Origin of the sequence: Pseudoalteromonas sp. BSi20652, from assembly GCF_000239855.1 — a bacterium.
GTDB lineage: Bacteria > Pseudomonadota > Gammaproteobacteria > Enterobacterales > Alteromonadaceae > Pseudoalteromonas.
Genome location: NZ_BADT01000100.1, coordinates 1 through 12,325, shown reverse-complemented (window position 1 = coordinate 12,325; position 12,325 = coordinate 1). Strand labels below are relative to the sequence as shown.

13 protein-coding genes and 1 pseudogene are annotated in these 12,325 nt (G+C 37.0%); 4 read left to right on the top strand and 10 right to left on the bottom strand.

Going from position 1 to position 12,325, the window contains the following annotated elements; all coding sequences use genetic code 11:
- From P20652_RS09795 to sixA, 3 genes are read right to left on the bottom strand one after another with little or no spacing between them, the layout of a single operon-like run.
- The gene (locus P20652_RS09795) at positions 1–753 is read right to left on the bottom strand and encodes an SDR family oxidoreductase (protein WP_008168560.1); all 753 of its coding nucleotides are present in this window, start codon (positions 751–753) and stop codon (positions 1–3) included.
- A gap of 2 nt (positions 754–755) precedes the next feature.
- Entirely contained in the window at positions 756–1,109 is a 354-nt protein-coding gene (locus P20652_RS09800; protein ID WP_033017439.1) for a RidA family protein, read from the bottom strand.
- A 28-nt stretch (positions 1,110–1,137) separates the two neighbouring features.
- Entirely contained in the window at positions 1,138–1,608 is a 471-nt protein-coding gene (sixA, locus tag P20652_RS09805; RefSeq protein WP_008168556.1) for a phosphohistidine phosphatase SixA, read from the bottom strand.
- Positions 1,609–1,800: 192 nt separating this feature from the next.
- On the opposite strand from sixA, the gene P20652_RS09810 reads away from it, so the two are divergent.
- Together P20652_RS09810 and P20652_RS18030 are read left to right on the top strand one after the other, a co-directional pair.
- Complete coding sequence (locus P20652_RS09810; RefSeq protein WP_033017438.1) at positions 1,801–4,524, top strand: insulinase family protein; 2,724 nt, start codon at positions 1,801–1,803, stop codon at positions 4,522–4,524.
- Between the two features lie 52 nt (positions 4,525–4,576).
- A pseudogene (locus P20652_RS18030) lies at positions 4,577–6,837 on the top strand (EAL domain-containing protein).
- Here P20652_RS18030 and P20652_RS21455 read toward each other — a convergent pair.
- On the bottom strand, positions 6,834–7,028 hold the full coding sequence (locus P20652_RS21455; protein ID WP_008168549.1) for a hypothetical protein: 195 nt from the start codon (positions 7,026–7,028) through the stop codon (positions 6,834–6,836). The pseudogene P20652_RS18030 and the gene P20652_RS21455 overlap by 4 nt on opposite strands.
- 140 nt (positions 7,029–7,168) lie before the next feature.
- Entirely contained in the window at positions 7,169–7,741 is a 573-nt protein-coding gene (gene yeiP / locus P20652_RS09820; RefSeq protein WP_008168547.1) for an elongation factor P-like protein YeiP, read from the bottom strand.
- Between the two features lie 195 nt (positions 7,742–7,936).
- Here yeiP and P20652_RS09825 point away from each other — a divergent pair, with 195 nt between their 5' ends.
- Positions 7,937–8,323, top strand: coding sequence for an MmcQ/YjbR family DNA-binding protein (locus tag P20652_RS09825; protein ID WP_008168545.1), 387 nt, complete (start codon positions 7,937–7,939; stop codon positions 8,321–8,323).
- Between the two features lie 50 nt (positions 8,324–8,373).
- Here P20652_RS09825 and P20652_RS18025 read toward each other — a convergent pair whose 3' ends face one another.
- From P20652_RS18025 to P20652_RS09845, 5 genes are all read right to left on the bottom strand, one after another.
- Complete coding sequence (locus tag P20652_RS18025; RefSeq protein WP_033017435.1) at positions 8,374–8,883, bottom strand: GNAT family N-acetyltransferase; 510 nt, start codon at positions 8,881–8,883, stop codon at positions 8,374–8,376.
- Between the two features lie 69 nt (positions 8,884–8,952).
- Positions 8,953–9,666, bottom strand: a complete 714-nt coding sequence (gene fadR, locus P20652_RS09830) for a fatty acid metabolism transcriptional regulator FadR (protein ID WP_008168542.1) — start codon at positions 9,664–9,666, stop codon at positions 8,953–8,955.
- Positions 9,667–10,015: 349 nt separating this feature from the next.
- The gene (locus P20652_RS09835) at positions 10,016–10,525 is read right to left on the bottom strand and encodes a hypothetical protein (RefSeq protein WP_008168540.1); all 510 of its coding nucleotides are present in this window, start codon (positions 10,523–10,525) and stop codon (positions 10,016–10,018) included.
- A 117-nt stretch (positions 10,526–10,642) separates the two neighbouring features.
- Positions 10,643–10,885, bottom strand: a complete 243-nt coding sequence (locus P20652_RS09840; protein ID WP_008168538.1) for a hypothetical protein — start codon at positions 10,883–10,885, stop codon at positions 10,643–10,645.
- Between the two features lie 134 nt (positions 10,886–11,019).
- Positions 11,020–11,781 (bottom strand): alpha/beta hydrolase, encoded by a 762-nt coding sequence (locus tag P20652_RS09845; protein WP_008168536.1) that lies wholly within the window; start codon positions 11,779–11,781, stop codon positions 11,020–11,022.
- Between the two features lie 218 nt (positions 11,782–11,999).
- On the opposite strand from P20652_RS09845, the gene P20652_RS20390 reads away from it, so the two are divergent.
- Positions 12,000–12,164: a hypothetical protein gene (locus P20652_RS20390; protein ID WP_008168534.1), complete on the top strand. Its 165-nt coding sequence runs from the start codon at positions 12,000–12,002 to the stop codon at positions 12,162–12,164.
- Positions 12,165–12,325 lie beyond the last annotated feature (161 nt).

Genomic DNA, 12,325 nt, shown 5'->3' with positions numbered 1-12,325 from the left:
TTACAAACCCCCGGCTACATCAATAAAACTAGCCGTTGTAAAAGAAGCCTGCTCTGAAGCTAAAAAGTAAATGGCTGCAGCAACTTCTTCGGGTGTTCCGCCTCTGCCAAGAGGAAGTTTGTTTTTAAGACGATCGACTCGATTTTTTTCACCGCCATCGCCATGCATATCAGTGTAAATAAGCGCAGGTCGAACAGAGTTAACACGAATACCTTTACTTGCCACTTCCTTTGCTAAGCCAATAGTAAATGTGTCCATAGCTCCTTTAGATGCAGCATAGTCTATGTATTCGTTGGGAGAACCTGTTTTAGCCGCCCCGGATGAAACATTAACAATACTGCCACCATTTACCATGCGCTTTACTGCCTCACGGCTACATAAAAAAGCACTGGTAATATTTGTGGTCAAAACCGCATTTATGCGCTCAGCACTCATATCTAACAAAGGCATTTGTGGTTTTAAAATACCGGCATTATTTACCAATACATTAAGCTGTCCAAATTCCTTATCTATGTGGGTAAATAAAGCTAAAACATCAGCCTCTTGTGACACATCTGCTTTTACAATTTGAGCTCTAACACCAAAACTTTCCACCTCACTTGCAACTAACTGCGCACTTGCTAGATCAGACTTATAATTAATGCAAACATCATAACCCTGCTTAGCAAAATATAATGCAGTGGCAGCACCTATACCTCGGCTTGAGCCAGTGATGAGTGCAACGAAAGGACGAGTACTTGCCACTGTTACCACGACTACGCTTTTAAAGCAGCGACGACTGAGATTTCGACAAGTAGAGCATCGCGTGCCATTTTAGCTTCTACGCAAGCACGCGCTGGTGCATGCCCCTCGGGTACCCATGCATCCCATACTGCGTTCATATCAGCAAAATAATCCATACATTTAATATATATAGTGGCACTTAGCATATGCTCTTTTGAGCTGCCTGCTTCATCAAGCAATACTTCAACCTTATCGAGCATAGTTTGGGTTTGCTCTTTAATATTTTTTTCAGCGTCAGCACATACTTGTCCGCATAGATAAACTGTACCGTTATGTTTTACAATGCGGCTCATACGCGCACCTGTTTGAAGCCGTTCGATCGCCATACTTTTTTCTCTATATATTTATTTAAGGTTATACATTTTCAGGAGCGTTTATACTCATATATTGACTACGCTGAGTTTGCTCATCATAGTTAATTACTGCAACTGCACCGGTGTTAAAAATCGGCATATTTCCCGGGCTTAATTGATCAACCAAATAACTAACAATAGGCATGTGCGCCACGATAAGCCAAGAATTACATTCAGGATGTGTGGCAATTAAGGCCTCTAAGTAGTCGACAGCAATTTGTGGTTTGCCCTCAGGCACGATATCGTGGGTGGTTTCACTAAATTTAAAATTATTATTTTTTGCTACACCTTGTGCGGTTTGCTGTGCACGAGTGTAAGGACTAACCAACAAAGCATCGGGGAAATGATTTTTGCTAAGCCATATGCCCATTTTTTCTGCTTCTGCACCCCCTACCCTAGTTAGGTTTCTAGCAGCATCGTCAGCCTGCATAGGTGTTGCTTCACCGTGGCGCATTATTAGGATTGTTTTCATAAAAAATCAACCGATTAAAGAATATAAAACAGTAGCCAGTCTGCCCATTTGTCCGCTATATTGACAGCATAAATCTATTTTTTTCTAAAATAGTTCTTTTATGATATTCAGGTAAATTTTTTAGCTGTACCTCACGGCCCTGAAGTTATCATCTGTTGTTAACAAGCAAACGTTTAGTTTCAGGAGCATCATTTGAATATCAGTCGCAATGATAACAGAGCATATCGGACCCTCACACTGGACAATGGTCTAAAAGTACTACTTGTGCAAGATAAAGATTCAACAAAAGCGGCTGCATCTATGGCTGTAAATGCGGGTCATTTTGATGATCCTCTTGATAGACAAGGTTTAGCACACTTTTTAGAACACATGCTTTTTTTAGGCACTGACCAATTTCCAGGCTCTGGCAGCTTTAATAATTTTGTATCACAGGCTGGCGGCAATACGAATGCATGGACTGGTACAGAACATACTTGCTATTTTTTTGACATAAATAATCAAGAGTTTGAAGAAGCCCTAACGCAATTTAGCCGTTTTTTTATAGCACCGCTTTTAAACCCTGCTGAAACAGAAAAAGAACGAAACGCGATTGAAGCCGAATTTAAATTAAAAATTAAAGATGACGGTCGCCGTATTTATCAAGCCCATAAAGAAACCGTTAATCCTGCTCATCCTTTTGCTAAATTTTCAGTGGGTAACTTACAAACACTTGCAGATAGAGAGCGCTGTATTAGTGATGAGCTACGTGATTTTTTTAATAACCATTATCAAGCTCAGAGGATGACTTTGGTTGTTTGCGCCAATGAAGATCTTGATACACTGCAAATTTGGGCTAATAAGTACTTTAGCGAGATCAAAGGCAATAAAAATCTTAAAAAGCCAGAAATTAGTGAGCCACTGTATCGCAAACAAGACATTGGAAAAATACTGCATATTGAACCGCACAAACACATGCAAAAGCTCATCGTTAGCTTTGCTATGCCTAATATTGATGATTTTTATCGCCACAAAACGGTCAGCTTTATTGCCCATTTACTAGGCTATGAAGGCGCGGGTTCCCTTTATTCTATTTTAAAAGACCAAGGCTGGATAAATGCACTCTCCGCAGGCGGCGGTATTAATGGCAGTAATTTTAAAGATTTTAATATAAGTATGGCACTCACCGATGAAGGTATTGAGTACTTTGAAGACATTATAGAAATGGTTTTTGAATACATCTGTTTAATTAATGCAAATACAGATAAGTTACCTCGTCTTTATCAAGATAAAAAAAATCTATTACAAATTGCTTTTGATAACCAGGAAAAGTCTCGCTTAATTGATTGGGTCAGTAACTTAAGTATAAACATGCAACACTATGACGAATGTAACTATTTGCAAGGTGACTATTTAATGGAGGGCTTTAAAAAAGCGACTCATGATATGGCTATGCAGTGGTTAACGCCAAACAATATGCGGGTTGTATTGATACACCCTGACGTAGAGCCTGAACACAAAACCGCATGGTACAACACACCTTATAAAGTTGAGAAAGTATCACCCAGCTGGCTTGATGCCCTAAGCGATATAAACAAACCTCTAAAGGATATGTTATTACCAACTGCAAATCCCTATTTAACTAAAGATGTGGTGCTATTTGATATAGTCAAACCACAAACACAGCCAAGGCTTTTAGTAAAAGAACCAGGCTTTGATTTTTGGTTTAAACAAGACAATACCTTTAGAGTGGCAAAAGGTCATTTTTATTTAGCCATGGATTCAGACTTTGCAGTAAAAGATGTAAAACACATGGCTTTAACTCGTTTATTTACAGATTTATTTATGGATAGCGTGGGCGAGCAATTTTACCCTGCAGAACTAGCAGGTTTGAGTTATCATTTAACGTCACACCAAGGTGGTTTAACACTTCATACAGCAGGGCTTTCATCTAGCCAGTTAGAATTAGTTGATGAACTTCTTGATGCATTATTTAATGTTGATATCTGTTCTAAACGCTTTGCTGAGTATAAAAAACAACTCGTAAGACATTGGCGTAATAGCAACCAAAACAAACCTGTCAGTGAGTTATTTAGTATTTTAGGTGCAAAGGTAATGCCTTGGAATCCACAACCAGATGAACTCGCATCAGCATTAAAGAACACATGCTTTCAGCAATTTAATGAATTCAGACAGGACTTTTTTAAAGCGCTTCACGTTGAGTCATTTTTGCATGGTAACTGGCAAGAAAGTGATGCAGTTAAATTTCAGAAAAAAGTAGCTGCACATTTGAAGCATGCAACAACAATAGACGATTTAAGACGTCCGCTATTTGAAATTAAAAAGGTAACGCGGTATGAGCTAGAGTTACCTAGCAATGATCATGCTATGGTTATTTATTATCAAGCACAAACCGATAGCGTAATCGAAAAAGTAAAAATGATGGCACTTAATCATTTAATGAACCAAGACTACTTTAATGAATTACGCACAACGCAACAGCTGGGTTATTTGGTGGGTGCTGGTTATGCACCATTTAACACACGTGCCGGTATCGCTTTTTATATTCAATCACCTAAATTTGATGCCAAAACTTTAATACATCGCCATAACTGCTTTGTTAATCAATACTTAAATAACATAGATGAATTAGATGAAGAAAACTGGCAACAACAAAAGCATGGTTTAAATACTCATATTGCCGAAAAAGATAAAAACCTGCGTTTACGTTCCCAACGGTTATGGCTTGCTATTGGCAACCGAGATCATGAATTTAATATGCAGCAAAGACTACTTAATGCATTAAACGCACTCACTTTAAAAGAACTAAAAACATATGCACTCGAACTTTTTAATGAAGACAGGCCAAGATATGAGCTATTAAGCTCAGTTAAAGCGAATAAATCTCAAAATATGCCAGTTTATTCGCATTCTCTTTGACTCTTGGTTTTGCTTGTTTTAGATTATCATTTGTATATTGGAAGTAAAAAAAATGATAAAAATAACAATAATAAAACTAATCTTGTCACTTGTCTTAATTGCCTGCTCATTTAGCCTTTACGCTTTTGAGCTATCATTTAATTACAATTCAGATACTATCCTTATTTTAGCGAGCGCTGTAATAGCGCTTGCTTTACCCTACCTGCTATTTGTAATTTATAAATTAAGACGTTCACGCCGCCAACTGCGATTATCTGAAAAACGTTTAAAAAGCACCGTTGAAGGCAGCGGCGATACTCTCTGGGATTGGAATATAAAAACAGGTGAAGTCATTCGTATTAATGATAAATATATGATGAATTCAACTACTTTAATCGGCTTCCCACCTAATAAAAGCCTTATTCATCCGCATGATGTAGTAAATGTCGAACATTCGCTTAAAAAACACTTTGCCGAACAAACTGTATTTTTTGAAGCGACTTATCGAATTAAAGATACATTTGGTCGCTGGCACTGGGTACTCGACCGTGGAAAAATAATTGAGAAAGATGCCAACTTATTACCACTTCGAATGACGGGTACAGTACGCGACATCTCGCAGTTAAAATCAACTGAAGAACGCTTAAACTTATTCGCTAAATGTGTTGAATCACTTACTGATGCGCTAGCTATATACGATAAAAACTTTAAGCTAGTTGATATAAACCCTAGTTTTTTAACATTGTTTGGGGGTGTACGTGAGCAATACCTTAAAAAAGATTTCAGCCTTCCTGGCTACGATAACGTTTATGTAAACAACATAATCGAAGTGGTACGACAAACCGAACATATTCAGCAAGAGGTAAAACTGCGTAACAGTAAACGTGTACTGCTTCCCATTGAAATATCAATTGATGAAATTAAGAATGATCAAAATCAGATAACTAACTATGTTATTGTTTATTCTGATTTAACTGAGCGCAAAAAAGCAGAGTCTCAATTACATAACTTATCAAATAGAGACCGAACAACGAGCTTACCTAATCGAAATTTATTTTTTACTGATCTACACAAATTAGTTAAACAACACTCACACCATGCATTACTCGTTTTTGATTTAGACAACTTTAAAAAAATAAACGACTCACTGGGACATCAATTAGGCGATAGTTTACTTGCTAAACTTGCTATGCGTTTAAACAAGCTAACCCGTGAAAACGATGTGTTTTATCGCTTAGGTGGCGATGAGTTTGCTTTAGTAATGTCAGACACTAATGACATTCATTTAATTACACGTATGGCAAAGCAATTTTTAGCTGCTATTGCTACACCGTTTAAGATGGCCGGTCATGAACTAGCAATTACCTCAAGCGTTGGTATTGTGCTCTTTCCTGAAGATGGTAATACACCTGAGTTATTGTTAAAAAATGCTGATATAGCCATGTATCATGCTAAAAAGAAGGTAATAGCTACCTGTTTTTTAATGACGCTATGAATCGCCAAGCTGTTAAGCGTCTACAAATAGAAAACCTTATGCGTTTTGGTCTAAAAGAAGACCATTTTGAAGTGTACTACCAACCAAAAATGAATATTCGCACCGGAAAGTTGACGGGAATGGAAGCATTAGTACGCTTTATTACCCCCAAAAAAGGTATTATAAGTCCGGGTGTATTTATCCCTATTGCTGAAGAAACAGGTCAAATAATAGAAATAGGCGAAGTGGTATTAAACAAAGCCTGCAGAGATGTAAAAAAATGGCTCGATAGTGGATTATTTAGCGGCCGAGTTGCCGTTAACTTATCAGCAAAACAATTCAGTCTTCCTGATTTAACCTCTCGTATTGACGTTATTTTACAAAAAAACGAATTACCTTCATACTTTTTGGAACTAGAAATAACCGAAGGTACAGTAATGGACGATCCCAAAGAAGCAATAGCAATTATGCGCTCGTTAAGTGCACGAGGTATTCACTTAGCAATGGATGATTTTGGTACGGGTTATTCTTCTTTAGCGTATTTAAAGCAATTCCCTCTTAATACATTAAAAGTAGATAAAGCATTTATAGATGATATGACAAACGAACGTGGCCGTAATATGGTCGACTCAATTGTTACCATTGCGCACAACCTTGATTTACACGTAGTTGCAGAAGGGGTTGAGCAAGCTAACCAAGTTGAAATACTTAAAAAGCTAAATTGTGAAACAGTGCAAGGCTATTATTACTCCAAGCCATTATCTAAAGATGAATTTACTGAGTTTTTAAAACGACAACAAAGTAAAGCAACACCCAGCTTAATTAGGACAAATAATAAAAATGTGACGTCAATAAATTAAGGACGCCATATGCATGCATTTACACCCACATTTCGCACCAAAGCACGACGATAATGTAGATTAAACAAACACCACGCCACAGGGCCAAGCAAACCAGCTAAAATAAGCCATCGCTTAACTGGCATGCCTTTTTTTATAACCTGCAAGTACATTATCGCTATAAATACACAGCTTAATAAAACAAGAGACAAATCTACACCTTAAAACAGCTCAAAAATAAGGCATTTATTTTAGCGTTTTTTTGATTAAATCTAAAGCAACAAACCACAGGCATACAAAAAAGCCGAACCAGTAAAACCTTAGCTCGGCTTTTAAAGTTATAATTTATGACTTACTTTTCAGCACGACCCATAAATTTATGTTCAACCGTATTAATACGGATGCGATCACCTGTTGAGATATGCTCTGGTACAGAAATATTTAAACCTGTAGACATACGTGCTGGTTTTGAACGAGCACTCGCAGACGCACCTTTAATAGACGGGTCTGTTTCTTCAACAACAAGTTCAACACTTGACGGTAAGTCCAGCCCTACGGGTGCACCATCAATTACAATAACGTGAACACCTTGTGTTTCTTCGTTAACAAACTGAATCTCTTCGCTAATGGCCTCTTTGTTTAAATTGTATGGCGTGTAATCTTCATTATCCATGAATACATACTCGTCACCATCTACGTAAGAAAGCATTACTTCACGTCGCGTTAAATCAGCAAGTGTTAGCATGTCGCTGTCTTTAAATGTTTCGTCTACTTTACCACCAGTTACTACATCATATAAACGCATACGGTATAAACTACCACCAGCACGGCCTTGTGGAACTGATCTCACAATATCTTTTACAACTAAAACGCGACCATTAAAATCAATGGCAGTACCTTTTTTAACATCACTCGCCTTTGGCATGTAGAAATTCCTATTATTTTTTTGATTGTCAGAAACATACCACGAACTGGACTTTGTTCAACAAGAAAGTTACTTAAAACCTCGTTATACGTTGTATTAACTTATAAAATTAAAATTTAGACTAAAATACATATAATCAAATGTGTAAAAAACTGCTATTCTAACTATACCGAGTATGACTTCAAGGAATGGATCATGGACCAAATAAAAGTACATGAGTATTTAGTTAAAAAACCACTTGTTCAGGTTACAAAACCGTTTGCTCAAGAGGTTGATGTTTATAAAGTAAATCACAAAATGTTTGCTACTCTTGCCATTGGCAATGATGGTGAAACAAATGATGATGGAGAAAATATTTGGTGGCTTAACTTAAAATGCGACCCTGATGAAGCATTATCGTTACGCGACATTTTTCCTGCGGTCGTTCCAGGCTATCATATGAATAAACGTTTATGGAATACTGTTATTCTAGACGGCTCTATTCCTCAGGGCGAAATTGAACGTATGATTGATAATTCGTTTAATTTAGTCGTAGAAAATATGCCTGAAAAAGACCGAAAAACAATAGAGCAACACTTATAGTTAGTGCGCCTATTTATATTTGGGCTAGCTTTCTAGCCCAATAAATAGGACTAAAGCTTAAGTGTATAAATCAGATCATCATATAACTTGTTTGCAATGGTATGTACTTGACTAATTGTATCAGTGTGGGTGAGTGCGCACTTACTAAGCACGTTCTCGGAGCCTTTATTACCACGTTTAACAACACCTTTATATTGCGTAATGCCACACTCTTTCCATGCCCATTCAATAACAGCTCTCAATGACTCAGTGGCATAGCCATTTCCAAAATATGCGGGTAAAAATAAGTATCCTAACTCCGCACATATACCATCATAGGTAAAGCCTGTAACACCTAAAACTTGCTGCGTTTCATTATTTATAACTGCTAAACATAGCGGATGACGAGAATTTGAGTTCCATGGAGGTAAACGCTGTTCAAAACGTTGCCTCACAAAGACCTCTTTGGGCATATCAAAACAATGCAAAAGTACATCCGGTTCTCGGTGAAGCTGTAAGAACAGAGTCCAGTCAGCATCTGTGATTTGTCGCATACTTAAACGAGATGTGAACAATTGCATTAAGCCCTCTATGACTTTTAAAGTACCTATAAAAAAACCGCATAAATAATGCGGCTTTTAACTTGGGTTTTAGTCCATTATATCTGAGGGCATATCGCCACGGATTTTTTGCCAAATCTCACCCGTTTGATGACCATATTTACGCATCATCGAAATAGCACCATCGTGCTCTTTATTTTGCGCCAAAATTGTTAAATCTTTATAAAACTGACGGGCAAGCTCGCGGGTACCCGGATCTGAGAAATAGTGGCAACCAATTTTGGAATAAAACCCTCTAAAACCATTAAGAATTAATACATATATTCGGTTATTACCTGCAACAGCTAATTCGTGATGCACTTTATAGTCATAATCAGCAAATGCTTGTGCAGTATCTTCGAGCTCGTGGCTTAATGATAAAATTTCAATTACACGTTCAGGATTAAGCTTAATCGCAGCTCGGGTATAAATAGCACTTATATTAGTACGCGCAGACAACAACTGATCTGTCAGCTCAGGCATTTTATCTTCATCTAAACGTGCTAACGTTTCTAATATATTTAAGCCCGACGTTTCCCAAAAATTATTCACCTTTGTTGGTTTACCATGCTGAATAGTTAGCCAACCGTCTCGCGCTAAACGCTGTAACACTTCGCGTAATGTAGTTCTTGTTACGCCAATTAACTCAGAGAGCTCTCTCTCAGCTGGTAGAATTGAACCTGGAGGGAAATCGCCATTCCAAATAGACTCAACTATGTATTCTTCAGCAAATCCTGCTGGGCTTTTCGCTTTAAAAATTCTCATCCAATTCCCACTCGAATTAATCTACAACGTTTCGCTTACACGAATAACTGACTGATTGTACCAGACGAAACTCAACTAACAAGCAAAGTAAGATATATTAACCAATTGATACTACACAGAAGGTGAGATTGTTGAGCAACGTGAGATTTTGACCTACTTAAAGGAGCAAGGGTAGCTTTTAATAAAACAAAAAATTTGAAAACATCAAATTACAGTCAGAGTAAATACGGGGAAAGTATGTGCTAATAACAAACGTCGGTTGAGTGCCTGGAGCAGACATTGATGAATCGTGATTTTTGAAGTCAATATTTGAGCCCTCTGGCCTGATGATGTGAGAGTTAGCTGTGCTTTAATATCGAGTATATTTGTACTCTTTTTTTGTTTTGCGCCAAATATATGTTCCTCCAATCAAAAATAGAGCAACAATAAAAGGTGTCAACTTGTTGTCTGACTTCCAAGCTTGTTCAGATTTTTCATAAGAACGAACAAGCAGTCCATTCACTTTTAACTCAAAAAAATTATGATATATCTTCGAAGAGTAGATTGGCGAATGCGTATCAGAAGCCTCAAATAAAATAGTAACAAGCTGATCTTTTGATTTCAAAAGAGACTCTTCAACAATGCCTTGCCCATTTGATTTTGACGGGTAATTAAAATTCATTGGATCATTAACAAATCCGAAGCGTATTCCATAATCATGTGCTTGAGCCCAATCAACAAGACCACTTTTTTCTACAAGGTCACTTTTAAAAGGAAAGCCACTATTAAGCTGATTTAGATTTACAAACCCGATGGCTAGGCCTAATGCGATGGAAATAACTGATAAAGATAAATTTTTATAATATGTGAATTTTGTCATTTTTTAACTTAAATAAGCTCCTTGCTAGTTCAAACGTTTAGAAACAGTTTCAAGCTCAATTCCAAGGGCATTAATGTGCCATGAACGGACGCTCATAACCTTAGTCACTTGTTATTTTTACTTACTATTAGGATCTTGGTTGTTATTAGATAAATCATTACATACAGCACAATTAATGTTTTTGCGATAATTGTAAAAACGCCTAAGAGCAAAAATAGTTACCGACACCAATGCCCACGATATACCGAATTCAATAGAGTATTCTAGACTTCTACCTTTTAAGTATTGAACACCAGTTAGCAGAACAAAAATAATTGGTAGAGCTATTGCGTATTGAACAATCCACTTTTTTATTGGCATAAATATTCCATTAACGCTCTGAACTTGAAATAAAAATAACGCCTCATTCAGAGGCAATAAAATAGCTGGTTAAAATTAGCGAAGCACGAGCAAAAACCAGCTGTTTTTTGCCCTTGTTTATTTTCTTGTTAGGTTTATGGTTGCACCAACATATTTTTTGCTACCTTAACAATTTCGTTTGTTGCTTGTATATATGTATTTGAATGCTCGCCTGTTTTAACTACATGTAGCGATACATTATTACCATAACTCCAACTTTGTTTAAGTTGACTTAAAGGTGTCTGTGAATCTTTAGCGCCTTGAAAAATGCTAACAGGTGTTGCTATTAATTTTGAAAGAGGATCGTTTAAGTCATAGTTTTTTGGAAGCAAGATCTCGATTGGCAATATTGTCAGCGGGCTTAAATACCACTTTGAATTTAAGTAGTTATTAACTGCAATCGATAATGACGGAGCAACCCCCTCTAGAATTACCCCCGCCACTTTTGTTTTGCCTACAGAGTACACTGCAACAGTTGCTCCCAAAGAGCGGCCATAAATAATAGTTTTTTCTAGTGGACAATTTAATGAAATAGATCTCATTTCATCAGTAGTTAATTTTATTAATGATGCAATATTATCAACTTGACCTATAGCGCCATCTTGTCCAGAGTACGAGATAGAAAACACCTTGAAGTTATTGTTTTGGAATGCTTTAAAAAGGGTTTCTTCGTATTTTTTTACACCACCGTGTCGTCCTGGGAAAAATATAATACACTGCTCTTCAGATTGCCCATACTCACGAACAAGTAATCCATTTTTTAATGAGTCGTAAAGCTCAAATTTATGTAGCTCCTCAGTTTTAGAAGTTAAAACAATATTTGGAAATAAATAGCGTGGCATTTGTGCGTATAACAAATACGCCCCTATAGAAAAGTAGGAACATACCAGAAAAGAACACGCTAAAAGAATTCGATACACCAGATTACCTTGAATAAACCTAACACCAAATTAAGCGGTGGGCCCGCGCTCCTCGGGAACATCCGTCTTCAATTTTTTGTTATAACGTACCTTTACTGTACATCACAACTTTGCGTGCTGCCTTACTACTGGTGAGCATGGAGGCAGAGATAAAAATGGATGGCAAAACTAAAAATAGTGCCGCGCCAGCAAACGCATTGTCTGCCTCAGGTGAAAAACTCAATACAATCATTGATGAAGTGAGTATGATAAATGACCAGATTAGTCTTGCAATAAATCCATCTGACTTCTTAAAAGTATTAAAATATAGCCTAAAATAATAAAGGCCGCTCAATAATATTAAGATCAAAATAAAGACTTTTTCATAGTGTCCGTTTATCAAAGTGTAAAAGATAAATCCTGGTGTCATTACTGGAACCATGCACGTAAATGCTAATTTATGTCTAAGCGTTTTGTTACTCACCGATGTCCCCAGTACTTA

What these genes read in the sequence shown, in the direction of transcription:
- fadR (WP_008168542.1), bottom strand. Translation starts at nt 9,666, where the DNA reads ATGAGAATTTTTAAAGCGAAAAGCCCAGCAGGATTTGCTGAAGAATAC.
- P20652_RS09835 (WP_008168540.1), bottom strand. Translation starts at nt 10,525, where the DNA reads ATGACAAAATTCACATATTATAAAAATTTATCTTTATCAGTTATTTCC.
- P20652_RS20390 (WP_008168534.1), top strand. Translation starts at nt 12,000, where the DNA reads ATGGATGGCAAAACTAAAAATAGTGCCGCGCCAGCAAACGCATTGTCT.
- P20652_RS09800 (WP_033017439.1), bottom strand. Translation starts at nt 1,109, where the DNA reads ATGGCGATCGAACGGCTTCAAACAGGTGCGCGTATGAGCCGCATTGTA.
- P20652_RS09825 (WP_008168545.1), top strand. Translation starts at nt 7,937, where the DNA reads ATGGACCAAATAAAAGTACATGAGTATTTAGTTAAAAAACCACTTGTT.
- sixA (WP_008168556.1), bottom strand. Translation starts at nt 1,608, where the DNA reads ATGAAAACAATCCTAATAATGCGCCACGGTGAAGCAACACCTATGCAG.
- yeiP (WP_008168547.1), bottom strand. Translation starts at nt 7,741, where the DNA reads ATGCCAAAGGCGAGTGATGTTAAAAAAGGTACTGCCATTGATTTTAAT.
- P20652_RS09840 (WP_008168538.1), bottom strand. Translation starts at nt 10,885, where the DNA reads ATGCCAATAAAAAAGTGGATTGTTCAATACGCAATAGCTCTACCAATT.
- P20652_RS18025 (WP_033017435.1), bottom strand. Translation starts at nt 8,883, where the DNA reads ATGCAATTGTTCACATCTCGTTTAAGTATGCGACAAATCACAGATGCT.